Origin of the sequence: Nodosilinea sp. FACHB-141 (assembly GCF_014696135.1) — a bacterium.
Taxonomy (GTDB): domain Bacteria; phylum Cyanobacteriota; class Cyanobacteriia; order Phormidesmidales; family Phormidesmidaceae; genus Nodosilinea.
The window spans coordinates 571,247-596,669 of the sequence record NZ_JACJPP010000007.1 but is presented as its reverse complement, the minus strand read 5'-3'; the positions used below and the strand labels follow the sequence as shown (position 1 = coordinate 596,669).

Annotated in this window: 21 protein-coding genes and 1 tRNA gene; 13 read left to right on the top strand and 9 right to left on the bottom strand. The window is 55.3% G+C overall.

Annotation, left to right across the window (positions count from 1 at the left end; translation table 11 throughout):
* The first annotated feature begins 30 nt into the window (after positions 1-30).
* Entirely contained in the window at positions 31-453 is a 423-nt protein-coding gene (locus H6F59_RS06125) for a GNAT family N-acetyltransferase (protein WP_190696454.1), read from the top strand.
* Between the two features lie 29 nt (positions 454-482).
* Here the strand turns inward: H6F59_RS06125 and H6F59_RS06120 are convergent, their stop codons facing one another.
* The 3 genes from H6F59_RS06120 to H6F59_RS06110 form a co-directional block, all read right to left on the bottom strand.
* Complete coding sequence (locus tag H6F59_RS06120; protein ID WP_190696451.1) at positions 483-1,436, bottom strand: pseudouridine synthase; 954 nt, start codon at positions 1,434-1,436, stop codon at positions 483-485.
* 66 nt (positions 1,437-1,502) lie between these two features.
* A complete protein-coding gene (locus tag H6F59_RS06115; protein WP_190696448.1) occupies positions 1,503-2,213 on the bottom strand; it encodes a J domain-containing protein in 711 nt (236 codons plus the stop codon).
* Between the two features lie 86 nt (positions 2,214-2,299).
* Entirely contained in the window at positions 2,300-2,749 is a 450-nt protein-coding gene (locus H6F59_RS06110) for a protein tyrosine phosphatase family protein (RefSeq protein ID WP_190696445.1), read from the bottom strand.
* 51 nt (positions 2,750-2,800) lie between these two features.
* Here H6F59_RS06110 and H6F59_RS06105 point away from each other — a divergent pair, with 51 nt between their 5' ends.
* The 3 genes from H6F59_RS06105 to H6F59_RS06095 all read left to right on the top strand — a co-directional run bounded on the left by H6F59_RS06105 (position 2,801) and on the right by H6F59_RS06095 (position 6,779).
* Positions 2,801-3,382: a thioredoxin family protein gene (locus H6F59_RS06105; protein WP_190696442.1), complete on the top strand. Its 582-nt coding sequence runs from the start codon at positions 2,801-2,803 to the stop codon at positions 3,380-3,382.
* Positions 3,383-3,526: 144 nt separating this feature from the next.
* On the top strand, positions 3,527-4,405 hold the full coding sequence (locus H6F59_RS06100; RefSeq protein ID WP_190696439.1) for a phosphate/phosphite/phosphonate ABC transporter substrate-binding protein: 879 nt from the start codon (positions 3,527-3,529) through the stop codon (positions 4,403-4,405).
* 334 nt (positions 4,406-4,739) lie between these two features.
* Positions 4,740-6,779, top strand: a complete 2,040-nt coding sequence (locus tag H6F59_RS06095) for a protein kinase domain-containing protein (RefSeq protein WP_190696436.1) — start codon at positions 4,740-4,742, stop codon at positions 6,777-6,779.
* 66 nt (positions 6,780-6,845) lie between these two features.
* Here H6F59_RS06095 and H6F59_RS06090 read toward each other — a convergent pair whose 3' ends face one another.
* The 4 genes from H6F59_RS06090 to H6F59_RS06075 all read right to left on the bottom strand — a co-directional run bounded on the left by H6F59_RS06090 (position 6,846) and on the right by H6F59_RS06075 (position 10,392).
* Complete coding sequence (locus H6F59_RS06090) at positions 6,846-7,784, bottom strand: DUF3365 domain-containing protein (RefSeq protein ID WP_190696433.1); 939 nt, start codon at positions 7,782-7,784, stop codon at positions 6,846-6,848.
* A 250-nt stretch (positions 7,785-8,034) separates the two neighbouring features.
* Positions 8,035-9,135: a hypothetical protein gene (locus H6F59_RS06085; protein ID WP_190696430.1), complete on the bottom strand. Its 1,101-nt coding sequence runs from the start codon at positions 9,133-9,135 to the stop codon at positions 8,035-8,037.
* Between the two features lie 184 nt (positions 9,136-9,319).
* Positions 9,320-9,607: a DUF4090 family protein gene (locus tag H6F59_RS06080; protein ID WP_190696427.1), complete on the bottom strand. Its 288-nt coding sequence runs from the start codon at positions 9,605-9,607 to the stop codon at positions 9,320-9,322.
* Between the two features lie 80 nt (positions 9,608-9,687).
* A complete protein-coding gene (locus tag H6F59_RS06075) occupies positions 9,688-10,392 on the bottom strand; it encodes an FCD domain-containing protein (RefSeq protein ID WP_190697222.1) in 705 nt (234 codons plus the stop codon).
* Positions 10,393-10,701: 309 nt separating this feature from the next.
* On the opposite strand from H6F59_RS06075, the gene msrA reads away from it, so the two are divergent.
* The gene (msrA, locus tag H6F59_RS06070) at positions 10,702-11,361 is read left to right on the top strand and encodes a peptide-methionine (S)-S-oxide reductase MsrA (RefSeq protein ID WP_190696424.1); all 660 of its coding nucleotides are present in this window, start codon (positions 10,702-10,704) and stop codon (positions 11,359-11,361) included.
* 43 nt (positions 11,362-11,404) lie between these two features.
* On the top strand, positions 11,405-12,292 hold the full coding sequence (truB, locus tag H6F59_RS06065; protein ID WP_190696422.1) for a tRNA pseudouridine(55) synthase TruB: 888 nt from the start codon (positions 11,405-11,407) through the stop codon (positions 12,290-12,292).
* 128 nt (positions 12,293-12,420) lie between these two features.
* Here the strand turns inward: truB and H6F59_RS06060 are convergent, their stop codons facing one another.
* A complete protein-coding gene (locus H6F59_RS06060; RefSeq protein ID WP_190696419.1) occupies positions 12,421-13,899 on the bottom strand; it encodes an alpha-amylase in 1,479 nt (492 codons plus the stop codon).
* A 799-nt stretch (positions 13,900-14,698) separates the two neighbouring features.
* Here H6F59_RS06060 and H6F59_RS06055 point away from each other — a divergent pair.
* The 7 genes from H6F59_RS06055 (at position 14,699) to H6F59_RS06025 (ending at position 20,582) form a co-directional block, all read left to right on the top strand.
* Entirely contained in the window at positions 14,699-15,196 is a 498-nt protein-coding gene (locus H6F59_RS06055; protein ID WP_190696416.1) for a GNAT family N-acetyltransferase, read from the top strand.
* A 155-nt stretch (positions 15,197-15,351) separates the two neighbouring features.
* The gene (locus tag H6F59_RS06050) at positions 15,352-16,710 is read left to right on the top strand and encodes an N-acetylmuramoyl-L-alanine amidase (protein WP_190696413.1); all 1,359 of its coding nucleotides are present in this window, start codon (positions 15,352-15,354) and stop codon (positions 16,708-16,710) included.
* A 156-nt stretch (positions 16,711-16,866) separates the two neighbouring features.
* Positions 16,867-18,081, top strand: coding sequence for a SpoIID/LytB domain-containing protein (locus H6F59_RS06045; protein ID WP_190696410.1), 1,215 nt, complete (start codon positions 16,867-16,869; stop codon positions 18,079-18,081).
* 393 nt (positions 18,082-18,474) lie between these two features.
* Entirely contained in the window at positions 18,475-18,855 is a 381-nt protein-coding gene (locus H6F59_RS06040) for a hypothetical protein (protein WP_190696406.1), read from the top strand.
* 469 nt (positions 18,856-19,324) lie between these two features.
* Positions 19,325-19,398, top strand: a tRNA-Val gene (locus tag H6F59_RS06035).
* 350 nt (positions 19,399-19,748) lie between these two features.
* Positions 19,749-19,964 carry a lysozyme gene (locus H6F59_RS06030; RefSeq protein WP_190696403.1) on the top strand — a complete coding sequence of 72 codons (216 nt, stop codon included), beginning with the start codon at positions 19,749-19,751 and terminating at the stop codon, positions 19,962-19,964.
* A gap of 384 nt (positions 19,965-20,348) precedes the next feature.
* On the top strand, positions 20,349-20,582 hold the full coding sequence (locus tag H6F59_RS06025; protein WP_190696401.1) for a hypothetical protein: 234 nt from the start codon (positions 20,349-20,351) through the stop codon (positions 20,580-20,582).
* 478 nt (positions 20,583-21,060) lie between these two features.
* On the opposite strand, the gene H6F59_RS06020 is transcribed toward H6F59_RS06025, so the two are convergent.
* Positions 21,061-25,188 (bottom strand): chemotaxis protein CheB, encoded by a 4,128-nt coding sequence (locus H6F59_RS06020; RefSeq protein ID WP_190696396.1) that lies wholly within the window; start codon positions 25,186-25,188, stop codon positions 21,061-21,063.
* Positions 25,189-25,423: the final 235 nt, after the last annotated feature.

The window sequence follows — 25,423 nt, the reverse complement described above, 5'->3', positions numbered from 1 at the left end:
TATCCGTACTGTAAAGATCGCAATTTACCCATGTTTACTGTCATTCACCAGCTCACCTCCGCTCAGGTTGAGCAGCTTCACCAGATGTATTTGCAGGAGTGGTGGAGCAACAAACGAGCCTTGGCCGATGTGTCGCCCCTGCTGGCCAACAGCGACCTACTCTTTGGCCTATGGGACGAGGAGGCGCAGCGGTTGGCAGGCTTTTGTCGAGTCCTGACGGACTGGGTGTATCGGGCGATCGTATTCGATGTAATCGTGGCGGCAGACTATCGTGGGCAGGGCTTGGGAGCTAAGCTGATCGAGCATGTCACCACCCACCCCCGAATTGCCCAGGTGGAGTGCATTCAACTGTTTTGCACCCCCGAGATGCAGCCCTTTTACGAGAAACATGGCTTTGGTCAGGCGGAGCAGCTGTTGATGGTGCGGCCTTGTGAGGTAAGGAGCAGGGAGTAGGGGGTTGGAGTTCGCCGACGTGAATGAGCTTAGCGGCTGGAACTCTGCAAGATGGTGGGGGCAGGGCAGAGAATTTCTAAAGGTTCTTGGGTGCGGGGATGGGGGAGGGTTAGATGGTAGGCGTGCAGATGGTAGCCAACGTCGCCGGGGACGGGGACTCTGCCAGTCTCAGACGGTTTAATCGGTAGCGGTAGGCCGCCGACCCCGTAGAGGGGATCCCCGATGAGCGGAAACCCTGCCGCCGCTAGGTGAATGCGAATCTGGTGGGGTCTCCCAGTGCGAATAGTGACTTCTACCAGGGTGGAATCTACATTGCGCTGGATAACCAGGCCCTCGCTGTAGGAGGGTAGACCGGCGGGCGAGGCTGCGTACACATACCCCAGCGCTGGGTGATCGACTTTGCCGATAGAGGTTGTGAGGATGAACTTGTCGGGTAAGTTGGTGAACCCAATTAGAGCTCGATAGGTCTTGCGAATGGGGTGTGGAGCTTGGGGATCGTGGGCCGTTGCGGTCGAGTCGCGCAGCTGGCGACTGAGCACAGCACGAGCTAGAGGCGATCGCCCCAGTAGCATTACCCCCGACGTTCCCCGCCCCAGCCGATGTACCGGAATGGGCGGGTTGTCGGAATAGCGCAGCCTGAGCTGGTGCAGCAGCGTATGGGTGAGGAAGCCCCCGCCAGGCAGCACCGGCAGACCTGATGGCTTAGCGATCGCCATCAAATCCTCATCCTCATACAGCACCCCAAACTCCAGCGGTGCCTCCGGCTCCTCCCACGGAGGCCGATGGTAGTCCAGCCTGTCCCCCGCACTGAGGCGATCGTCGGAGGCCATGGCAATACCGTTTTGGCGAATTTGGCCAGCTGCGATGCGATCGCGCCATATCACCCGACTAAAGTACCTGTAGCGATTGCTATAGAAGTCGAGGACGGAGAGACCAGCTTCGGCGGGGGTGATGCGATCGGTGTAAACCCATCCTTGATTCATACCAGTTCCGTTGCTACGAATCCCTTAAACGGTGCATCGCTGCGCGGATGCACCCTACGAGACACCTTACACCAACCGCTTCAACCGCTCCTTCGCATCAGCCCGCAGTTGCTTCACCCGCCGAAATAGCTCCGTTCCGGTGTGAATGTAGCTCTCCTCATAGCTCATCGTGAAGCGATCGAGTTCATCCAGCCCATCCTCCAGCAGCCCCAGACAGTGGTAAATATCCGCCGCCACCCCCGCCATACTTGCCGGATTTGCCATCGAGTTAAACTTGCTCTGGGCCTGCTCCAGCCAGGTGCGGCCCTGCTCTAAATACGCCATAAACCCCTCCATCAGCTCATCGTCGAAGGGGTCAGCCGACAGCTTGCGAATCTCTGTTTTTAGGGGCGACATGATTTTGCCCAACAACCTGTCCACTGGGCCGTAAACCAGCTTTAGCCAGGCATCTTCGCGCGCCTCAGACGACTGTGTTGCCTCGCGAGCGTAGCGATACACCGCCTGCATATCCGCCGTGCGCTTCGTCCGATTGGTAGCACTCTCCACTGGGTCAGCGGCTACAAACCCCTGACGCTGCTGGTCATAAACCGTACGCCGCGAGGGGTCGCCAATGACTTCGTAGGCAATGTTGATGCGAGCAATGCGATCGTGGGACGCGCGATCGCTCTTGCTATCAGGATGATACTCCTTAGCCAGACGACGATAGGCGCGCTTAATCTCTGCCTGGGTCGCCGACTCTTGAACCTCAAGGGTTTGGTAGTGGGTCTCGTTTGCCATAGAGACATTTTAGGGGAGGGAGGGGGTGGGGGGTAAGGGGTGAGGGGTGGATGGGTAGGGAGTGATGGGTTGGGGGGGTGATGGGGTTAGGCTAGGGACTGGTCGATGAAGGTTTGCCAGGTGGGGTTAGGGTGCCAGATGCGGTGTAGGTCGGCGATCGCCACAGCGGGATCAATATCCAGACGGAGCACGCGGTAGAGATAGACAAAGGCGGAGACGCGCATGTTGAGAGCGCAGTGAACCAAAACCTTAACGTCGCGGTTGCGATCCATCACTTTAAAGAAGATGGCCAGATCGGTTGGGGTTGGCGCTTCCCACACCACCGGAATGTGAAAGTAGGTCATGCCCAGGCTTTTCAGCACTTCTGCTTCGTTGGCAATGGCGTTGTCGGAGGTGGATAGCGCCAGATTGACCACGACTGTATAACCGGCCTCGGCTACCGCCTTAAACTGCTCGGCGGTGGGCTGCCCGGCGGTGCCTAGGGTGGGCGAAAGGGCCAGGTAATTACGGATAGCCTGCAAAGAATCAGCGGTCATAGCCAGATCCCTCGGTACGATAAAGAAAACTCACCCTGGAGACTTCATCCCATGGCTATGGTGGAATCTACCATGCTGCCCCTGGGCACCGCTGCCCCCCACTTTGAACTCAGAGACGTCGTCAGCGGCCAAACCATCAACCTCGGCACGTTTGCCGATGCTCCAGCTCTGCTGGTGATGTTTATCTGCCGCCACTGCCCTTTCGTTAAGCATGTGGAGCAAGAGCTGGGCCGCCTTGGTCGAGACTATGGTCCCAAGGGCGTGGGCATCGTCGCCATCAGCGCCAACAGCCTACAAACCCACCCTCAGGATGGCCCAGAACACCTCAAAGCCCAGGCCCAGGCTGTGGGCTTCACCTTTCCCTACTGCTTCGACGAAACCCAGGAGATCGCCAAGGCCTACACCGCCGCCTGCACCCCCGACTTTTTTCTGTTTGACGAGGCTAAAACCCTGGCATACCGGGGTCAGCTCGACGATAGCCGCCCGGGCAACAACTTACCGGTTACGGGCGAAGATCTGCGGACGGCGCTAGATGCAGTGCTAGCGGCTGAAGCTATGCCCGGTCACCAAAAACCTAGCATTGGCTGCAATATCAAGTGGACGCCAGGGAATGAGCCGGACTACTTTGGGTAGCGCGATCGCCCCGTAATAGCCCTCCAGCAGACCAAACGTCACAGAATACAAAGAAGATCTGGATTATTAAAGCCGTCGATCTAAGCTGCAAACACTGGCTAGAGTTTCGGGTAGAAATCTCGCTCAACCTGTTTGTGGAGCTTTATGAGTCGTCTGCGTCGTTTCTTTAAATCATGCCTGGTGGGTCTAATGGCGGTGGTGCTGCTCCAGGCGAGCGGCTGCGGCCCAGCCAAAGTATCCGACCAGCCACTGCGACTCACCATAGGGTTGGTGAGCTACGACGACGGCGCTAGCTCGTTAGAAAAATATCAGCGATTCCAGACCTACCTGGCCGAGCAGCTTAAGGCGATCGTCGAGCTAGAGCCAGTGTTTAACGAAATTCGCGCCGTTGAGCAAATTCGTGCGGCCAACTGGTCGCTGATGTTTGCGCCCTCAGGACTAGCGGCGATCGCCATGGCCGAAGCTAACTATCTACCCATCTTCCCCATGCTGGGTGCACCCAACCAAAAGTCGGTGCTGGTGGTGCGCAACGATAGCTCGTTTCAGGCGCTGGGCGACCTGGCAAACCAAACCCTCGCCCTTGGAGAAGCCGGCTCCGCTACGGGCTACTATCTGCCCCTCTACGACCTCTACGGCCTCACCCTCAAGGCCATTGAGTTTGCCTCCACCCCCGCTACAGCGTTGGAGTGGATTGCCAACGGCAGAGTGGCCGCAGGGGCCATGTCAGAAGACGCCTTCCAGCAGTATCGCAGCGCGTTTGAGGGCAATACCTTTCGCATTCTGCACGCCAGTCGCGCCATTCCTCCCGGGGCAGTCTTGATCGGCCCCAACGTCGATCGCAACCAGCAGCAGTACCTTGAGCAGGCCATGCAAAATGCTCCATCCAACCTCACCGCTGATGCGGGCTACGTTCCGAACGTACCCCCACCTGACTTAAGCCAGCTGATCGCCTTGGTCAACAAAGTGCGTCCGTTAGAGTCTCGCGTTAAAGAGCAGCCTGCGGTGCTCACCCTAGGGTCTTAAGGAATAGACAACGCGCCCTCAATCCCTTGCACATCGCCTTTGCCGAGATGTCTAGATCGTGAGTTGTGAGACGGCGAGGAACCTGTTGGTAGGCTAGAATTAGGGCCAAAGCCATTTTCTGAGGGCCATTGTTCACCGCATAGTTTGCCGGTGTTTTGCTGTTAAAACAGCTTTTGAAACAATGAATCTCAGGCTGTAGGGGTGCAGGCCATACCATCATTACCGTCTTGGATGCCTTTAGAAAATTGCGGCGCATTGGGTGAGGTTCACTGTAGTCAGCCGCATCAGTCCGTTAGCTATTAGACGTCTCTAGCAACCCTTGGAGCTGACTCGTGTGACCCACGGACATCGCACCCTAGCCGCTATTATGCTGACCGATGCGGTTGGCTTTAGCGCCCGCATGTCAGTACAGGAAGAATTAACCCTCTCCCAGCTCCAGCGCGACCAAGCACTGATGGAAGCGCTCTGCGAGCAGTTTGAGGGCAAAGTACTGAAATCGACTGGCGATGGCCTGCTGATGTATTTTGCCAGTGCGGTACAGGCCGTCACCTGCGGGCTCGAAATTCAAAAAGAACTGCACCGCATCAATGCCACTGCCGGGGATGAGCCAGCCCTGCTGCACCGCATTGGCATCCATTTAGGGGATGTGTTTTTTAGTCAGTCTGACGTGATGGGCAACGGGGTCAACATTGCCGCCCGCCTCCAGACCGAAGCGCGCCCTAGCGGAATTTGCATTTCTAAAATTGTCTACGACGTGGTCAAGTCGCGCTTAGATTTAGACACCACCTACGCCGGGCCGCTTCAGCTCAAAAACATTCAAGAGCTGGTACCGGCCTACCACGTCCATGCCCTGCCGAGGGGGCCAAACGAGGCCAGCCCCTCGGCAATCACCACCGAAGAAGGGCTTGAGGTAGCTCCTGAAGCATCCATAGACCGCAAGCTCCTGGCCCCCGGCACTAAGGTAGGCGGTCGCTACATCGTTCAGCGAGTGCTAGGGCAGGGCGGCTTCGGCCGGTCCTATTTAGTAGAAGACTCCCAGCGCTTTGGTGAAGCCTGCGTGCTGAAAGAGTTTTTTCCCACCAAAAAGTCTGGGAGCAACCTGCAAAAGGCCCTAGATTTATTCAAGCGAGAGGCCAAAACCCTATACCAGCTCGACCATCCCCAGGTGCCCAAGTTTCTGGCCTGCTTTACTCAGAAAGAGCGCCTGTTTATTGTGCAGGAATATATCGATGGCGTGCCCTATTCTCAGCTGATTAAGCAGCGCCGTCAGCAAAACAGCCAGTTTTCTGAGGCTGAGGTTGTCCAGTGGCTGATGCAGATGCTGCAGGTGCTGGATTACCTCCACGGTCTGAATATTGTGCACCGCGATATTTCGCCAGACAACATTATGTACTGCCGCGATCGCAGCCTGCCGGTGCTGATCGATTTCGGCCTGGTCAGCGACGCCATTAGTACCCTGCTTTCCGACGAGATGACCGCAGCCGACGATGCCCAACCCGCCACTATGGTGGGCAAATTTGGCTACTCACCACCAGAGCAAATTCACTTGGGCCAGAGTTTTCCCTCCAGTGACCTCTATGCGCTGGGGGTGACGGCGATCGTCCTGTTAACCGGCCGCTACCCCCGCGACCTGATCGATCGAGAGTCGCTGGAGTGGCACTGGCAGACCTACACCAGCGTGAGCCCAAGTTTGGCCAACATTCTCACCCAGTTGGTGCAGCAGAAACCAAAAGCCCGGTTTCAAACAGCCCGCGACGTAATGCAGCGCTTAGCGCCCCTAGCCAAGACAATTAAAGCTCCTATCTCTCCCCTCACCGTTGAACCGGCCTGGACTCCAGCTGCCCATCGGCTGGATGCTCCAGGGGCCACATCAAAAACAACCCTTCCCCAGCAGCGCAATCCATCATTCATGGAGGCCTGCCGCCAGGAACTCGCCCGCTGCATTGGCCCCATGGCCAGCGTGATTGTCGAAGATATGATCGAGCAACACCCCCAGGCTACACCGGAGGAATTTGTCGAAATTTTGGCGAGTCAGCTTTCTAACGGACGTCAGGCCACAGACTTTGTCAGTCGCATTCAGGTCGCCGTAGACGAAAATGCTGTCAGCCTAATAGACAGTTCCAAGGAGCTTACGGCGGCCGATCCAGAGTCAATATTGGGTGTTGTCACCCCAGCCGCAGAGCGCCCCAGCCCAGAATTTTTGAACCGCTGTCGGCAAACCCTGACCCGCTGCATTGGCCCCATGGCCAACTACCTAATCGAGGATACCCTGGCCGACTTTCCTCAGCTTTCGCCTCAAGAGCTGATTAACCGCCTCGCCGCTGAAATTCCTGACTCCAAAAAGGCAGAGGAATTTTGCCGACAAATGCAGTAGAACCCAGTAGGCTGAGCCCCGATAAAAAGTACTTGATATTTGATTTAGGCTGACGTCTATCAATATCTATTGTTTACCCGAGAAATCTCCTGAGCTGCGTCGCCCTTCCCGGTAGCGCTCTAGACGCTGCATAGCCATCTGTAAACTCATTTGCATGCGGTTGAAGGCCACTGCTAATTTGCCGACTTCATCGTTAGAGTCTTGGCTAAACTCCGCCATCGGGTCGCCCATGCTGGCCGCTTCCGCCGCCAACGCCATGCGGTTGAGGGGGCGCACCACGTAGCGCTTGAGCCAGAGGTTGACCAGCACGATCGCCAGTGAAAACGCAATCACAAAAATGCCGAGGATCAGCACCAGAGACTGACGGGCACTCTTCAGCACCTTTTCAGCCGGTACGGAGATCATCTGGGCGCCAATAATTTCATCTAGATGCCAGCCAAACCCGTTGTTGGCTCCGTAGCGCTCGATCATGCTGGCTGGGGCAGCGGCCGGGGTGCTGTGGCATTCTAGGCAGCTTGGCTTGCTAATTTTAATCGGGCGAGCAATGTAGTAGAGGTCACCCGCTGGGGTACGGCGAAAACCACTGGTCTCTTGGGCCGTGCTCTGCTGCTTAAATTGTTCGACGAGCTGAGCCTCAAAGCCATCAGCTTTGTCTCTTAAGTTGGTAGGGTTGAGGGTAGCTTCTTTATAGAAAAAGTCAGCATAGATGGGGTTGCCACGAAAGGTTTCAAATACTTCTCGTGCCGAATAAGCAGGCACGGTTTCCGGCAAAAATTCGGTATCTAGCCGCGCCACCAGTTCTGGGTTGACTTGGTTGGTGGTGTAATCTCGCACAGAGTTCATCGTTTCCATCAACATTAGGGCGTTGGTGGTAAGTTGAGCCTGGGCGCTCTTGTTGAGAACCGAAGACAGGGCGATGCTGCTGGCAATGATGCCCCCCAAAAATACGAGCAGCAGCAGCAAGGTGAATTTTTGGCCGAGTTGTAAGTTATTGAGCTTTGGCATGGAGTGGCATGGGTGGATGGTTCCGTCATCAAATACACCTGCACCCGACCTGCTTCCGGAGACACCAGGGGTTTTGCAAAGAAGAGAAATACTCCCTTTACCCTTGCCCTCGTCTGCGACGCAGATGCGGCCGATTGTAGGATGAAATCTGCCCTCTCCAAAGGGGTTAACAACAGTTCAACATCTGCAAAAATTGGCCTTGGGTTGCCGCCTTGTCTGAGACGCAACAACCTTGCTTGAGTCAAGCTTTTTATTCAAGCTGAGCTAGCTTTTGGTTAGCAGATCTGAGCATTTCGCTGGCTCGGGCATGGTTGGTGGTGTTGGGCTGAACTTTTTCTAAGTCATTAATGATGTCTTGGAGCAGGCTGGCGATTTGATTGCGCTCCATGCCCTTTAAGTTTTGGGCCAGCATGTAGGTGCTTTTTTCGGTGGCACTATCAAAGGCTCTAGCTGAGGCTTCTTCTTTGCCAATGTTTTCTTGAACGATGCCCAGATTGGTTTGGTATTGGGCTAGCAGGATCTGGGCTTCGCTATAGCCAGGGTCATCGATGGGAATGTCGTCTAAGCGGGCGATCGCCGTTTCCCAAAGCCCCGCAACGGTTTCCCAACGAGCGGCACTGTGGGGCGGGTTTTGGCCGGCGACAGCCGCTTCATACCCAAAGGCTTTAGCCGCATCGACCAATGTGCCAGAGCGGTTGCCTCCGGCGACGTTGCCTGCCACCTGCTGATAGTCGCGCTGGTAGGCGTCTAGCTTGGTAGCCGACTGCCGCCCCGCCAATGTCTCGGGCGGAATTTCGCTCAGTCGATCCATCCCCTGCTGCCAGGTGGTGAGAGCTGTGGCTCGGTCGGAGCTAGATGCCGCCGTTTGAAAAGCCTGCTGTGCCCCATCGACGGCTGTTGTCCCAGCTGTCAGTAAGGTTTGGGCGTTGCGCTCTTGAAACACTACGGCTTCCATGCGGCCAATCTCGGCGCGGGCGGTCTCAAACTCATCTAGGGTGAACCGCCAGCTACAGCCCACGAAGCCGCAGTAGCCCTGGGGATAGTAGCCCAAAAACCACACTGGCAGCCCGTCTAAATGCGTCTGGGCCTGGGTGACTTTTTCTTCGCCTAGTTCAATATCTTGAGCCGAGGTGGCTTGATTCACCAATTGGTCAGCCTGCTCTACCAGCGACACCGCTTGCCGGTAGTCGTGATCCATCTTGATGTAGCTGGGCAGCAGAATTAGGGGGACCGTTTTGGCTACGGGCCAGCGAATCATGGGGTAGGGCAGGTTGAGTACCCACGTTACCCCAGCTAGCCCCGCCACCGTAACCAGTGCAGAACCCAAACAACCAAATGTACGAGCCACCATAACCGTTGTTTCTCGATCAGCGCAAAAGCTATTTCAGTGTTCCCTGGGGGTTCAGCTCTGTTGCTTTGAGTGGCCATCTAGTTGTGTTGATTCAGCGATCGCTCGAACCGCTTCAGAACTTACAAAACCCCCTGCATCCCGGAACTGGGATACAGGGGGTTCACAATTAAACAGCTAACCGAGGCTACTTGCCGCCATAAAAGTAGGCGATCTCTTTGTCTTTGAGGGGCGCAAAGTCGGCCGCTTGCAGCATGGCGTTGAGCTCATCGACGGCGAAGTGCTTGGCCCCAATGCGCACAATGCGCGATCGCATCGAGTTTGACACCCCACTGCGCTGCCGCCCAGCTTCTTTGGCCATCACGGTGTGGTAGAGGTCGAGCTTAGCGGCGGGAATGGGGGTGCCATCGAGGTCAATGCCCTCGGCGATCGCGGCATCGACGGCATCGGCCCCGGTGGTTGGTGTTTGAGACATAGCGGCTAGTCCTGCTAACGTGAGTAGTCCCAAAATCCTACCAGACCGCGATCCCCGCGTTGCCTGGGCAGAGTCAGCGGTTATAACTTTGCCGCCATCGGCTGGTGGCCCTCAATTTCTTTGACCACGCGGGTCTTGCTAGCGCGCAGGTGTTGGCTAATGGCCGCCACCGCCACATCGGGATCGCGGCTGAGAATGGCCTCGTAGATTTGGCGATGCTCTAGGCGAATGTCGAGCACGTTGGGGTTTTGCTGCAGGGTTTGAATGCGCAGCAGCGCCATGGCGTCAAACAAGCTATCTAACAGCGACACCAGCCGCCGATTGCCCGACCCCTCGGCAATGAGATGGTGAAACTGGTAGTCGACATCGAGCAGGCTCTCGGCCGAGAGGCTACCGTGGCTGTTGGCGACGGCCCCTTCAGCCTTGGCCACGCAGGCTGCGATCGCCTCAAGCTGCTCTTCAGTGGCGTGGGTACAAGCCCCAGCCACCGCCAGCGCCTCTAGGGCCAGACGGCAGTCGTAGAGGTCTTCGGCATCGGCGGCGGTAATGGTGGTCACCCGCAGGCCGCCGCTGACATCGGCGGTTACCAACCCATCTTGCTGGAGCTGGCGCAGGGCCTCCCGCAGGGGGGTGCGGCTGACCTGGAGCCACTCAGCTAGCTGGGTTTCTACTAGGCGATCGCCTGGCGAAAGTGCCCCGGTCAAAATCGCCGATCGCAGCGCGTGGTAAACCTGCTCATACAGAGACTTGCCGCGGTTGATAGTAGGGGGAGACGATAAAATCACGGGGGGCTTAACCTCTGGAGCAGGGCGAATACTGGCCCAATGGACTGCCGCAACGCGGGGTGCGACCACAGCGGCAATACTCCCTAATCATACAAAGTTGACTCGTAATGAGGGCTGAAAAAGTTCTCAAGGTGCAGAAACGCTGCCCTAAACCGGCAATAACGCCATCAGAGTCTAGCTGCCATTGCCTCAGTCCTCCCGACCCATCATCCTATCGTTAGCCTCAGCACCGGGCGGCCAAGCCCTTCAAGAGAATCTCAGCTTGTTGCCGTAAGCTGATAATTGAGATCAACCGTAACGAACGTAACTATGCAAATTGTGCGCAGGCTGCTGTTGGGCCTACTGCTGCTAGCCACCCTAGGGCTGATATGGGACGCCCTACCCTTCTACGCCAATGCCGACTCGATGCCCGAGTCCACTACAGTCTCTGACCCCAGCTTAGCCACCGCCACTTTTGCCGGGGGCTGTTTTTGGTGCATGGAAGGCCCCTTTGACAAGCTAGACGGCGTAGTGTCGACCACCTCTGGCTATACCGGCGGTACCAAGGTTAACCCCACCTACTCCGAAGTTTCCGCTGGGGGCACTGGCCACGTGGAAGCGGTGCAAGTGGTCTACGACCCTGCAAAAGTCAGCTACGACAAGCTGCTTCAGGTGTTTTGGCAGAATGTAGACCCAGTAGATAATCGAGGCCAGTTCTGCGACAAGGGCAGCCAGTATCGGGCCAAAATCTTTGTCCACGACGACGATCAGCAGGCGTTGGCAGAACAGTCTAAACAGGTGCTCAGCGCCGGGCCGAAGTTTCGGAAAACTCCCATCGTGACGGCCATTGAGCCCGCCCAGACCTTTTACCCCGCTGAAGACTACCACCAGGACTATTACCTCAAGCACCCGCTGCGCTACAAGTATTACCGCACGGCATGCGGGCGCGACCAGCGGTTGGCTGAAGTTTGGGGCGCTGACGGGGAGTAGATAGGTGAATGGGTAGGCGGGTGGATGAGCAGGATACAACGTTGTGCAGGGATTTTTGAATTTCTATAAACCCCAGGGCATGAGTTCCCACGATTGTGTGGGGGCGGTGCGGCGGCTGACGGGCATTAGAAAAGTAGGCCACGGAGGTACGTTAGACCCTTTGGCCGAGGGCGTTTTGCCCATAGCTGTGGGCCGGGCCACGCGCCTGCTGCCCTACCTGCCCGAGGGCAAAGCCTATCGTGCAATCATTCGCTTTGGCCTCACCACCACCACCGACGATTTAGAAGGGGAAATGCTGACCCAGCAAGCCGCCGATCGCCTGACAGTGGAGGATATTGCTGCTTGCCTACCCGAGTTCCAAGGGACAATCGATCAGGTGCCTCCGGCCTTTAGCGCCATTCAGGTGCAGGGGCAGCGCCTCTACGATCTGGCGCGCAAGGGTCGAGTCGTCACGCCGCCTTCGCGCGTGGTGACGATCCACAACCTCACAGTGCAGCACTGGCAGCCGGGGGAACAGCCGGAGCTAACACTGGATGTAGACTGCGGCCCTGGCACCTACATTCGCTCGATCGCACGGGATTTGGGCGATCGCCTCGGCACCGGAGCCACCTTGGCCCACTTAATCCGCACTCGCAGCGGCGGCTTTGACTCGTCGCACAGTCTCACGCTGGACGATGTGACGAATTTGCTGGAGAAGCAGACGCTTGAGCTAGTAGATCCAGCGATCGCCTTGGAGCATTTGCCGGCGATCGTCCTCCCCGCCGAGCTTGCCCTGCGCTGGCAGCAGGGGCAAAAGTTTCCACCCACCATGGTGATACCGCCTAACACTCCCTACCGAGTCCTCAACGAGCCAGACGGCACCTTTCTAGGCATCGCCCAGCTCGAAGAACGGGAAGAAGGGCCGATTCTCAAAGCCAAAATGGTGCTCTAGGGACAGGTAGAGTGCTTGCTATATCTCCGTTGGAATCATCTTCTAACCGGACGCTATAGCTGCTGCACTGGGGCGAATGCCATTCGCCCCTATCCATCCACCCGCTACCCATCTACCCCTTCACCCATCTACTCCTTCGGCACCCACACCGAAACTGAACCCGCCTGACAGCTAAACTCAGCCCAGCCCTCGTCGTTGGTGGTGACCGGCTCCTGAATGTGTTCGGTAATATCGTAGTAGACGCAGTTGGCTCGGCCCACCTCCATCCATTTGTGGCCGTCGCCGCCGTTGGTTAGCACCACGGCCATACCGCCGGGGTTGGCCTCGGTGCCAAGCCTGGTCCAGCCAATAGTGCTGGGGTGGTCGAAGTAGTCGTACTGGTCGCCAAAAGCGTAGGTGCTGCGGGCATACAAGAACTTATCGATCAGCCATTTGTGGCTATCGAGCCAGATCTCATATTCGCCGCCGTCATTGCCGGTGTCTTTATAGTGGGCCCCGTAGTAGTCGGCGTAGAAAATGCAGGGGTAGCCATCCTGGCGCAGCAAAATCAGCGCGTAGGCCAGGGGCTTAAACCAGGGCTCTACCACCGATTCAAGCGATTGTAGGGGTTGCGAGTCGTGGTTGTCGACTAGAGTAACGGCGAGAGCGGGCTGCTCTTTGACTAGGGTGTTGTCAAAAATGGTGGTGAGGTCGTAGTCGCCACCGGCTTTGCTGGCCTCGCTGAAGTTGTAGTGCAAGGGTGCATCAAATAGATGCACATCGCCTTCGGTTACTTCAATGAAGTGGTGCAGCGCCTCAATTTCGTAGGACCAATATTCGCCCACTGCAAACAGCCTGCGGCCCGCTTGATATCGGCAGTGCTGTAGCCAGTGGGGAAAGAAGCCGGCTCGCACGTGCTTGACCGCGTCAAAGCGAAAGCCATCGACCTGAGTGGTGTCGGTGTACCAAGTTCCCCACTCCTTGAGGGCGTTGCGCACCTCGTCCGATTCCATGTCGAGGTCGCAGCCCATTAGGTAGTCAAAGGCACCTTTTTCGAGGTCTACATTTTCGTCAAAAGATTTGCCTTTGAAGAGATAAACCGCATCGTAACTGGGATCGTTTTCGTCGTGGTCAACGGCATCAAAATGCCACCAATGCCACTCCATGTCAGAATACTTGCCCTGGCGACCGGGGAATTTGAAGTGTGTCCACACTTTAACCGTGCGATTTTCGTCAATTTGCTCATGACGATTATCGTGGCTCATGGGAGTGGCTTCGACTTCTTCGGCTTCATCGCCGCCCATCATGTGGTTAAATACCACATCGGCGTAGACGCGTATGCCAGCCTCTTTAGCAGTTTTGATGGCCTGGATATACTCGTCTTTGGTGCCGTATTTAGTGCGAACGCTGCCTTTTTGGTCAAATTCGCCGAGATCGTATAAATCGTAGACGCTATAACCTACGTCATAACCACCGGCGCTACCTTTGTAGGCAGGAGGTAGCCAAAGTGAGGTAATGCCTGCTTCTGCCAAATCCTTTGCGTTGTTGGCAAGCTCATTCCAAAGGTTACCATCGGGCTCAATGTACCAATGGAAATACTGCATCATCACGCCATTCGGCTCAGACATAACCCTTGGGCTCCGTTAAACAATAAGAAATGTTAGCTCCGCGATTATGGCAGATGTTTTTGGTTTTCTAGTCTGCCTATTGGAGTATTGCCAAAGGTTCTGATTTCTGCTTAGCTGTTTACTGTTACGCTTTTGGGTAGGAAAGGCATGCTGCTTTATTAGTTTCTAGACATCACTAAATAGGCATCTTCACATGCATTACCTAATACGTAGACGCACTCTTTTTTGTGAATGATAGAACTTAAAGAGCGTTAGTTTCAGCCAGTTCACCTTCAAGGCAGCAGGGAATGCGATCGCACCCCTCCAGCGTCTCAATCGCTGCTCTCAATTCTTTGAATTTACGCGTTGTCACTAGCACCCGGTTCTCCACACAGCCCGTCGTCTGGTTAAAGGCTTTAACCGAACCGCAAACTCGGGAAAATTCTCAAACTGATCCCAGTAGGCCTTGGCTCCGCGATGGATGAGGTGGGTGCGACAAAAATGCGGTGAGTTCTAAGCTCAGTACCAAGCCTAAAATTATGCTGATCGCCGCTGGCACCTCAGTTCTCCTGGGCTAAGCCCCGCCCTACTCATCTCGACCCCCAGACCGCCGGGGTAAGCGTATGCTACACGCAGCCTGGAGGCTTTACCGCTTCGCGGGATATCTCGTTCTGCCATGGCTCTGAGCAGCTTCCCTAAAGGAATGTATTGATCAAATCGTTACCAGCCATCGTTGGCAGGCCTAGCGGTTTACCGGTAAGCCAGTTCATACTGCGATCGCGCCCGACCCCATGTTTCCATCCAGCTTGAATTAGAGCATATGACCTCCACCGCCGATCGCCCGCTTGAGATTCGCCCCGCCACTCCCGCCGATGTGCCAGCCCTAGTGGACTTGATCAAAGCCCTAGCCGATTACGAAAAGCTGGCCCACGAGGTGACCGGCAGCCCCGACGATTTGGCCGCTGCTCTGTTTGGCGATCGCCCCTACGCCGAAGCCCTATTGGCCTGGGTTGACAACCAGCCAGCGGGCATGGCCCTGTTCTTCCACAACTTTTCGACCTTTTTAATGAAGCCCGGCATTTACCTGGAAGACATTTTCGTGTACCCCGACTACCGCCGCCAGGGCATTGGCAAAGCGTTGCTAGTGCATTTGGGCAAGCTGGCCCTTGAGCGCGGCTGCGGTCGCTTTGAGTGGAGCGTGCTCGATTGGAACACCCCCGCGATCGAGTTTTACCAAAGCATGGGGGCCGAGATTAAGCCCGAGTGGCAGACCTGCCGGGTGACGGGGGCAGCGTTGGCGGCGTTTGGGGAGATGTAGAAATTCAAGTTCTCAATTTTGAGTTTTGGGTTTTGAATTCACGCCCAGGATCAGAAATTCAAAACTCAAAACTAAACACTCAAAACTTTCTCTCACTCCCCTTCCCCATTTCATAGGTATGATTCTGGCCAGAGAGTCTCAGAATTCGGTTCTATATGGCACAGATTTTTATCTCGGCGGGCCACGGCGGCTTTGAGAATGGGGTGGTAGACCCCGGTGCCGTGCTGCCCAACACCACCGAAGCGGCGGAGATGATTCAGATTCGCGACTTGGTGGTGGCTGAGCTCAGGTCGCGCCAGCTAGCGGTGCTGTCTGTGCCCGATGACCTCAGCGCCGCCGCAACCCTGGCCTGGATCAACGCCCGCTGTCGCCCTGAAGATGTGGCCATCGAAATCCATGCCGGGGTCTACAGTGACCCAGCAGTGAGGGGTTCGGCGGTATTCTACATTGCTAAAAACGACACGCGCCGCACCCACGCTGAGATTGTGCTGCTGGCCCTGCTGCGCCGCATACCCCAGGTGCCCAGCCGCGGCGTCAAGCCCGACACCGAGTCGCCGACGGGTCTGCTGCCCTTTTGTCGCAACTTGGGCTGCCCTTCGTTGCTGATGGAGGTGGGCTACCTGAGCAATCCCCAAGATTTGGCCGTCATTCAGCGGCAGCGGCGCGATGTGGCCCTGGGTGTTGCCGATGGGCTGGCCTCCTGGAGCCGGGCGGTAGGCAGCGGTACCCCCACTGCGCCGGGGAGCAACCTGCCCGAAATTCGCATTAATCTTAACGGCGGCATTTATCCAGAGACCGGCATTATCGTCAACGGCAATGCCTACGTGCCCATCGACATTGCCGACTTGCTGGGGGTGGACGCGACCAGTTCTCCCAACATCACCCGCATTCGCTACGCCAACGTGGTCTACATCAAAGCGGTGGATCTGCAAAACTACAACGTGACGGTGACCTGGGATGCGGCTAACCGCACGATTCGGCTGCGATCGCGCACGGGCACTCAATTCTGCCCTGGCTCGATGGATCGCATTATGGGCAACGGCAGCACGTCAGATACACAGTTGACCCTGTTTTTGCAGAGCGTTAATCAGGGTGCCGTCAATACCTATCGCGACCTGCCCAAGCTTTACCGAGAAGAAGCGGCGATCGAGGGGGTCAACCACGACATTGCCTTTTGCCAAATGCTGGTCGAAACCAACTCCCTTAACTTTGGCGGCAGCCTCAACCCGGCCCAAAACAACTTTGGCGGCATTGGTTCACCCACGGGCGGGCCAGAGGGATCATCCTTCCCCAGCGCTCGGGTGGGGGTGCGGGCGCAGATTCAGCACCTCAAGGCCTACGCTAGCCTCGACCCCTTGGTGCAGCGCCAGGTCGATCCTCGCTTTTTGTTTGTGGTGCGGGGAGTTGCCCCTCTAGTGGATCAGCTCAGCGGCCGCTGGAGCGCCGACCCAGAATATGGCCGCAAAATTATGGCTTTCCTGAGAAGGCTTTACGAGCCGATCGTGCCGCCCTAAGCAACCAGTTTGATCGCTGTCCCTTTTGGGGCAACTTGTGAGTACCGAGATCGTCACAGGGATGATTGGATCCTAATGTGCCGGGCTGAGCCATCGGTGATACCGTAAAAAGCGCTGTCCGGTGATCCCTACGTTCTCTACGTTCTGCCGCAACCGATGACTTTACTTCGCCAACCCCTGTTTGGGCTGCTGCTCAGCCGCTCCCGAGGCTTTCTTAAGCACGGTCTCAGTCTGTCGGTGCTGTGGTGGCTGGCGACGCTGCCGGTGCAAGCAGCGGTCGAAATGCGGGTGGCCGTGGGCGATCGCCTCAATCAAGCGGTGGTGGGCAGCTCTACTCCAGCGGTGGTCAAAAATGGCACGGGTCAGGGCGTGGGTCAGATTCCCCAGGGGCGATCGGTCACCGTCACTCCTCAGGGAGGCGGGCTGAAGCTAGCCGACTGGCAGGGGCAAGCCTTTTGGGTAGAGCCGACTGGTGGTGGCTACATCTTCATCAACGACAAATGGTATCGGGGTAAGGTGCTGGTGGTGCCCATTGAGGGCAAAGTGACGGCCGTCAACTGGGTGGATCTCGAAGCCTATCTCTACGGCGTTGTTGGCGGCGAAATGCCCGCCAGCTGGCCCCAGGAAGCACTTAAGGCCCAGGCGGTAGCAGCTCGCTCCTATGCCCTTTATCGGCGCGATCGCACCCAGGGCGACCTGTTTGATGTGGGGGGCACCACGGCCCACCAGGTTTATGGAGGGCTGGCTGCCGAAGCTCCCTCTGTACAAGCTGCGGTCAACGCCACCCAGGGCCAGGTGCTGACCTATGGAGGCCGGGTAATTGAAGCTGTATTCCACTCCTCCTCCGGCGGCTATACCGAAAACTCCGAAGATATTTGGCAGCGCGCTACCCCTTACCTGCGCGGCGTGGCCGACTACGACCAAGAGGCCCCGGTATTTCAGTGGTCTGAGACCTTTTCAACCCAGCAGGTTGCGCAGCGCATTACCGGCATTGGCCGCCTGACCGGAGTTGTCACTGAGCGCGCCACTCCCCAGGGGCGCATCACCTCCATTCGGCTCCAGGGAACCCAGGGCAGCCGCACCATGACCGGCACCGAGCTGCGTCAGGCATTAGGGCTGCGCAGCTCACTGTGTTCTCTCACCTTGGCAGGCGACACCCTGCGGGTTGATGGGCGCGGCTATGGCCACGGCCTGGGGATGAGCCAGTGGGGCGCGCGCGGGCTGGCCACCCGAGGCCACAACTACCAGCAAATTTTGGCCCACTACTATCAGGGCACTGCCCTTTCTAATCTGCGAGTAGCCGCTACCCCTAAGCAAGATGGGCCGCTGCTGCTAAATCCTAGAGGGCTTCAACCTGGCTTGGCTCGCTAAATCGGCGGTGGTAGAGGTTGCGATCGCGCCGCTCGATATGCCAACTTCCATGTCTGCCCGGACGTATGGCGTAGTTGATTAGAGCACCACGTTGAAACCGTGGGAATAGTAAGCCCTTAGAACGCTTGAAAATTAGAGCGTTTTATGTTTCATACAGCAACTAGCGTGTCTCAGGTGCATCTCTAAACCACATCTTTCAAAGAAACTTTCAACCCCTGCCTTGTTCGCTTAGTAAGGGTTGAAAAAGTGATGCCAGTGACAGACATACCAGAGCGGAGCGCTTAGGATAGGGGTTCTGTGAGCGAAAGTATTAATTTGATTAAAGATTATTCTTTCTGCTCCAATCCATCGGATTCTTTAGGGAAGACTTGAGAAGCACCTGCTAGGCTCAATATGCTCAAACATTCATTGGTTCTTGGTACGGCTTTAGCCGTTCTTTTCCCCGTAGCCGCCCAAGCGCAGACTATCCCTTATAACAATTTAGAAAGCGTTTGTGAAGGTCGGGTAATTAACTCAAATATCTGCGTAAAATCTGTAGATGATAATGAATTCAGATATCTGATTGTTAATTCTGATCAGGGTCTAGTCACTATAGGCGTAAGCATCATCTCAGAACGCCCTCTCATGTCAATCAAGCTAGAAGGCGAAGAGGATTTACGCTTTGTCCTATTGGATAAAGAGGGCGACCTATACTACGAGTCAGAACAAGGTACCTATGATGCCTTTAATAGATATTATTCAAATGAATTTGTCTATTTGTTTGACTCCTATTAACTTACTGTTGTGAAATAAAGAAATATTAGTGTGGAACCCTCTGGCTGTTGTGAGCTGTCCACAAGCCATCTACAACAACCTTACCTAGCTTCAGTACTGCCATTCACGCCCCTACTAATACTGTCCCTTAGCTATGGCTGAGGGTGTTCTATTTACTGCGCACCTAAATAATGAGTGGCACATTAGTTGTCAGTCACTTCGTCTCCTAAAGTGAAGTTTGTTACCCCCTGCTTGATCAGCCCACTAGCGATCGCAATCACCCACGAAACAATTGCACCGACACCGACCCCTTGCGAGAACCCCCACTAGCTATAAGATATATCTCTTACATATCTCCTATCCTCCTGAAACGTCTATTTCGTGGGTGCCTTAAACAACCGCGCTCCCTCCAGCCTGCTCTGGCTCGTTAGATCGGTGGCGATAGAGGTTGCGGTCGCCCCACCCATTGTGCTAATTTCTATATCTGCCCGGACGTATAGCTCAGTTGGTTAGAGCACCACGTTGACATCGTGGGGGTCACTGGTTCGAGTCCAGTTACGTCCATTCCTTGAAAAGCCGCCATTTCAAGGCCTTTAATGATTGACACTGGGGTGCGATCGCATCTAGAAACGGGTGTGCACTTAACGGATTTAAACGGAACGATCAGGGTTTTAGCGCTTCAATGGGTACAGAATGGGTACCCGAAATGGCTAGAACTCCCAAAGGTGAAGTTTCAATTGGGAACATAGACGGCTGGATTCGCCTGAGGTGGCGGCATCAGGGGCAGCGCAAGACGATGAGGATCGCAGCCTCAAACCCCGCTATCGATGCACCGGGGATGACGGAACTGATTAAGAGCAGAGCGGGAGCTGCTGGCCTACCTGGAGCGCAAATGCCTACCTGCGATCGCACCCTTGGGCCTCGCTGAGTATCAGGCCAGTGCCCTGGACAGCTTCTGCTACAACGTGGGCCCGCACCAGTTTATAGGCAGCGAAACCTACCGCCACGCACAGGCGAGCAACCGCCAAGCCGATGCCCTAATGAGCTGGACAAAGGCCGGGGGCAAGGTGCCACCGGGCCGCCTAGTCAAGCGCCGCGAGAAAGAGCGAGCCGTTTACTTCGGAGGTTAACCACTATTTCGGGCCTTGTTATGAGATATGAGTTTCCTGAGTTTGACGTTGTTATAACGCTGAACGCGACCGACCCCAATCAATCAACGGTGATTGAGCACGAGGGGAGGAAGATGCGGTCTATTTTTACAGAACGCTGATCTCAGAATCTTACGGTATGTTCGGCCATCCTATTGGAGAAAAATCACCCCGATGGATCTGAATTTTGCAATTTAGCAGTTATTTGATGGCATGTATAACTTATTAGATGAAAATGTTTTAGATGCGTATAAGTTGTTAGAAATTACTGAGGAATCTGTCGTTTGGTTGTGCCTCCTCAATAACTAAGAGTGTTACTTCGTATATGGAGAAAACCAACTAACGCAGCATTGAGAGGAATAGCAAATGATGAACAACGAATTTCGAATTTTGATAGAAGCCTACACTCAGGCTTCGAATGACGGGGACACGGCTACTGCTGAAACGCTGATGAAAGAGCTAGATGGCATAGTTGTACTATCCCAGCACGATCGCTTGAACACAGAAAAAAACAAGGGATGGACGGTGGGTAGTACCCGTCGAGATTCGCTACCTCAAAGCAGGCAACCACGCCAGCGAGGCATCAAAGATGAACACTAACATTCAGACCTTAGAACAAATTCTTAACCGCATTTTGCACGCCGAACCCGCCGACAAAGCTTAAGCAGCGCTGTTAGATAAAACCTGCGCAGGCATCGAAAACGTGATCGTAACATTGGAGCAATTGAAGGCAAAATAGGGCCAACGGAACTTCACTTTAGCCTCTGGTCAGCGTTGGGGCTTTTTGCTGCCTACGTCCGCTAGCCCCGCCAGCACAGCAACGCCCATCAGCTAGAGTAGGTCAAAGCCCAGCACGGTATACATTAGCCAATTAGATGGCTATTCCCCAGAAACCATAGCCGCACCCGTCGCATCATATTGCATTTACACAAATAGCGAAGCGATCGCCGCTGTGGAGCGATGGTGCCCTGCTTGCTGGGTGCAGTAGCAGGAGACAAATGCGCTCGGCTAGCTGACTTAGTCGATGGAACGGGTATTTTGCCTGTGCAGGCGAAACGACCTAACTCTACAGCACGGTTTACATAGAGTCGCTATGGACTGACACGATCGCTCTGATGAGGTCTTCTGGGTCCACGGGTTTTGCGAGATGACGCTGAAATCCGGCGGCGATCGCCCGTTGTCGGTCGGCCTCATCCACATAAGCCGTCAGCGCGATGGCTGGAATTTGCCCTCCAGCATCTGCACTCAGCGATCGCACTTGCTGAATCAACCAATAGCCGTCTTGCTCGGGCATGCCAATATCGCAGATCAGCATGTTGTACCGATTGGGATTGTCGTTCAAAGCCGCTAGGGCTTCGCTGGCAGAGGCCACAGTTGCCACGTTAGCCCCATAGTTTCCTAGCACAAATTTGAATAGCTCAAGGGTATCAATTTCGTCATCGACTGCCAAAATTTGCAGGCCGTCTACCGACGCAACTGGAGCGCTTGAACTCTCTAATGCAGGCTCTACACTGAATGGCGGTGCTTGGGAGCGCCCGTCCAGCGGCAACCTGACGATGAATGTCGCGCCTTGTCCTTCACCGGGGCTGGTGGCTTGCAGGGTACCGCCGTGCAGTTCTACCAGCTGCTGGGCGATCGCGAGCCCTAGGCCCAAACCGGGCTTTGCTTTGGTGGTGCTAGAGTCGCCCTGACGGAAGCGCTCAAAAACATGCGGCAATAAATCGGCTGTAATGCCCTGCCCGGTATCAGTAACTCGAATTTGAGCCTGCCCCTGCACCCGCTCTAGGGTAATTTCAATGCGCCCGTTGGGCGGGGTAAATTTAATCGCGTTTGACAGCAAATTCCAAAAGACTTGCTGCAATCGATTGGCATCCCCAACTACCGTTCCAGCATTGAGCTGAGCCACAATTTCAATCTGTTTGGCGTCGGCTGAAAGTTGAACGGTCTCGATCGCCGCCTGCACCACTGAGCGCAGTTCGAGCGGAGCCGGGCGAAGAATGAGCCTGCCGTTAACAATCCGAGAGGTATCTAAAATATCCTCAATCAGTTGGGATTGCATCCTGGCATTGCGCTCAATCGTCTCTAAAGCACGGATAATAGTCGTTTCTTCGAGGGCGCGCGCACGGAGCTGCTGCGCCCAGCCGAGTATGGCGTTGAGGGGATTGCGGAGTTCGTGGGAGAGGTTGGAGAGAAACTCATCTTTGGCGAGGTTGGCTGTTTCGGCCTGCTGACGGGCGACCTGTTCTTGGGCGAGGAGTTGGGAGCGCTCGCTTTCAGAACGCTGGCGCTCGGTAATGTCTTCGATCGCAAGCAAAACCATCGCCGTCTCATCGTCGCGCTGTAGCTTGCAGGCATTGAACAGCAGCGTTTTTTGCCCAGTTTGCTCAGACCAATAGTCCATCTCAAAATTTTGCAGCCGACTGTCATGGCTGAGCACGTCTGCTAAGCGCGATCGCAGTTGGTGACTATTCCACTGTCCGTTGCTGAGGTCAAACAGGGACGAGCGCACAAACGTTGATGCTGACGTCTGAAACATGTCGCGGAACGCGCGATTGACCATGTCCACTCGCAGAGTGGCATCCAGCACAACTAAGGGGGTGGGCACCGTCTCAATGATCGCTTCTGCATAGTCACGAGCCGCCTCCAAGATGGCAGCATGGCGTTTGAGCGCGTCGATGTCGAGAAAAACTATGGTTACGCCGTCAATCAGGTTTTCTGTCGTCCGGTAAGGACGAATCCGCAGGGAGTACCAATAGCCGGTTCGAGTTTGAATTTCCTGTTCTTTGGTGTTGAGCGTCTCTAGCACTTCTAACGCCATAGACTCTAGGCTGGAAACGTCAAAATCGGTGCGAAGGTCGCTAAACGGTCTGCCGACATCGCTAGGAATGAAGTTGAACAGACGCTGCGCTGTGGACGTAAGCCGACGAATTTCCAACTTATTGTTGAGCATTAGGATCGGCACACTGATGCTATCAACCAGGTTGTTGAGATCACTATTGTCTCGAATTTGTTGCAGGTGGCGGCTGCGCAGTTCGTCGTTGGTGGTGGAGAGTTCTTCGTTAGTAGCCTGAATCTCTTCTTTGGCCGTCTGGAGCTCTTCGTTGGTGCTTTGTAACTCCTCATTGCTCGACAGGATTTCTTCATTGGCCACTCGCAGATTTTGGTTGAGGTGGCTGTGTTCCTCAATCACCGCCTGCAAATGCGCCTGCGCCGAAAGTTCTCGCTGAATCGCAGCGGATAGAGCTTGACGAAGCTGCAATATTTCACGCGCTAGGTCTTCCGGTTCCTGATGCTCAGCTAATGTAGCCGGGGAGGGCGTGACCGGCAGCAAAACTGCTTCAAAGATCACCAAAAAATAAACTGTGGATGCAGTGGTCGGCTGAAATGGAATCACTTCTAGATTGAGGTACGCTGAGTCCTCACCCGATTCCAGCTGAATCTGTTCTTGTCGCACCACAATGTTTTGAGTTTGAGCTTGATAGATAGCGGTGCGCAGGGGCAGTATTAACCCTTCTCGGGCCATCATCAACACGTTGAGGTCAGTGGTGCCGGTGGGTAGCTTCAGATAGGGGTCGGTGTCGCCGCGCAGGTGGAGAATCTGCATTTGGTCGTTGATAATTACAGACACCGGGGCGTAGCGAGCGGCGATTAGCTGGTCAACTTCTCGCACTACATCAAAATTGTTGCTGGTGGTTTCAATCACTCGCGGCGGGCGCTCGCCACCGACAGCGGGGTGAACCCTGGTGGTGAATGAAAACAGGGGACGAGTCAAGGTCAGCTTGCGCGCATAAATTTTGGCGGGCTCGTGAACCGACGCAAATAGGTCTGAGGCGGTTTTGACGCTTTCAGACATGCCCAGCATGAGAAAGCCGTTGAGGTTGAGACTATAGTGAAAAATAGCGATGATGCGCTCTTGCAACGCACTCGATAGATAAATCAGCACGTTGCGACAGCTAATCAGGTCAAGATTAGAGAACGGCGGATCGCTGCCTAAATCGTGCCGCGCAAAGATACAGAGTTCTCGGACAGCGCTGCTAATTTGGTAGCCTCCGGCGGCCACCGGAAAGAAAAAGCGGCTGAGCCGCTCGGGCGAGACGCCCCCCATCTGGCTTTCTAAGTAAACGCCTGCCCTCGCTTTGGCGATCGCGGCTTCGCTGATGTCGGTGGCAAAAATTTGAATCGGCGGAACAGTGGCGCGATCGCTAAAAAACTCTAGTAGGCAAATGGCGATCGAGTAGACTTCTTCCCCCGTCGAGCACCCCGCCACCCAGATTCGAATGGGCGTGTCTACGGCTTTGTTTTGGTTAATTGTCGAAAAAACTTTTGTTTTTAGCTGCTCAAAGGTATCTGGGTCCCGGAAGAAACTCGTGACGTGGATCAGAATCTCATCATGTAGGGCTTGCACCTCAGCCGGGTGCTCTTGCAGGTATTGAGCATAGTCCTGCAAGGTGTCGAGCTTATACAGCAGCATCCGGCGCTGCATGCGGCGATCGATCGTCTTAGATTTGTAATGCGTGAAGTCAACGCCCTTCGTCTTTCGCAGCAGCGCAAAAATAGTAGTTAGGGCATCGTCCGCCTTCACGCCCTGAAGCGGCTCTGAGACGGTCAACAACGGGCTGCGGCTGATGTTGACCAACTCTGCGGCGATCGCCTCGGGCGGCAGCACAAAATCAACGTCTCCGGTAGCAACCGCCGTATTCGGCATACTGTCATACCTGGCGCTGTCTTCGCACTGGGCAAAGGTCACACCGCCCGCCACCTTAATCGCTTTTAACCCCTGCGAACCGTCGCCATCCATGCCCGACAGCACGACTGCGATCGCTTTATTGCCCCAATCCGCGGCCAACGACTCAAAAAACGCATCCCCCGGCATATATTTGCCCTGAGTTTTTTGGCGCGCCGCCAGACAAAAGGCCCCATCTATCAATGTCATTTGGGTGTTGGGCGGAATCACGTAAATCTGGTTGGGCGCGATCGCCATCTGGTCTTGCACCTGCTGCACCACCATTGGGGTGACTCTGCCCAAGATTTCAGCCAGCTGGCTCTCATGGTCAGGCGCTAGATGCTGAATCAGCACAAATGCCATGCCCGTGTCGGCTGGCAAGTTAGAGATCAGATCTATGAACGCTTCCAGGCCACCCGCAGAAGCCGCCATCCCCACAACCGGAAACGGCGCATCGGTTCTAACTGAAGGATTTAAATCCATGGAAGCAAAAATGATGCACTAAGTAATTTGTTAAAAGAAGTGACGAACAATACAAGCACGCTGAGTTTCAGAACTAAAAATGTTCTGAAACGTTATATCTACCATTGTGCTCTTCTGGAACAACTATATAGATCGAGAAGTTTCAGCACATCTTCCTCTTGAGGTGAAAGTATCCGGGCCTCAGCCGTGCCCTTGACGACATAGGAAAAAGCTGATGCCAACCTTCAAGATCATG

Excerpts from the sequence above, each read along its gene's own strand:
- H6F59_RS06125 (WP_190696454.1), top strand. The coding sequence starts at position 31 with ATGTTTACTGTCATTCACCAGCTCACCTCCGCTCAGGTTGAGCAGCTT.
- H6F59_RS06120 (WP_190696451.1), bottom strand. The coding sequence starts at position 1,436 with ATGAATCAAGGATGGGTTTACACCGATCGCATCACCCCCGCCGAAGCT.
- H6F59_RS06115 (WP_190696448.1), bottom strand. The coding sequence starts at position 2,213 with ATGGCAAACGAGACCCACTACCAAACCCTTGAGGTTCAAGAGTCGGCG.
- H6F59_RS06110 (WP_190696445.1), bottom strand. The coding sequence starts at position 2,749 with ATGACCGCTGATTCTTTGCAGGCTATCCGTAATTACCTGGCCCTTTCG.
- H6F59_RS06105 (WP_190696442.1), top strand. The coding sequence starts at position 2,801 with ATGGCTATGGTGGAATCTACCATGCTGCCCCTGGGCACCGCTGCCCCC.
- H6F59_RS06100 (WP_190696439.1), top strand. The coding sequence starts at position 3,527 with ATGAGTCGTCTGCGTCGTTTCTTTAAATCATGCCTGGTGGGTCTAATG.
- H6F59_RS06090 (WP_190696433.1), bottom strand. The coding sequence starts at position 7,784 with ATGCCAAAGCTCAATAACTTACAACTCGGCCAAAAATTCACCTTGCTG.
- H6F59_RS06085 (WP_190696430.1), bottom strand. The coding sequence starts at position 9,135 with ATGGTGGCTCGTACATTTGGTTGTTTGGGTTCTGCACTGGTTACGGTG.
- H6F59_RS06080 (WP_190696427.1), bottom strand. The coding sequence starts at position 9,607 with ATGTCTCAAACACCAACCACCGGGGCCGATGCCGTCGATGCCGCGATC.
- msrA (WP_190696424.1), top strand. The coding sequence starts at position 10,702 with ATGCAAATTGTGCGCAGGCTGCTGTTGGGCCTACTGCTGCTAGCCACC.
- H6F59_RS06060 (WP_190696419.1), bottom strand. The coding sequence starts at position 13,899 with ATGTCTGAGCCGAATGGCGTGATGATGCAGTATTTCCATTGGTACATT.
- H6F59_RS06055 (WP_190696416.1), top strand. The coding sequence starts at position 14,699 with ATGACCTCCACCGCCGATCGCCCGCTTGAGATTCGCCCCGCCACTCCC.
- H6F59_RS06050 (WP_190696413.1), top strand. The coding sequence starts at position 15,352 with ATGGCACAGATTTTTATCTCGGCGGGCCACGGCGGCTTTGAGAATGGG.
- H6F59_RS06045 (WP_190696410.1), top strand. The coding sequence starts at position 16,867 with ATGACTTTACTTCGCCAACCCCTGTTTGGGCTGCTGCTCAGCCGCTCC.
- H6F59_RS06040 (WP_190696406.1), top strand. The coding sequence starts at position 18,475 with ATGCTCAAACATTCATTGGTTCTTGGTACGGCTTTAGCCGTTCTTTTC.
- H6F59_RS06025 (WP_190696401.1), top strand. The coding sequence starts at position 20,349 with ATGATGAACAACGAATTTCGAATTTTGATAGAAGCCTACACTCAGGCT.
- H6F59_RS06020 (WP_190696396.1), bottom strand. The coding sequence starts at position 25,188 with ATGGATTTAAATCCTTCAGTTAGAACCGATGCGCCGTTTCCGGTTGTG.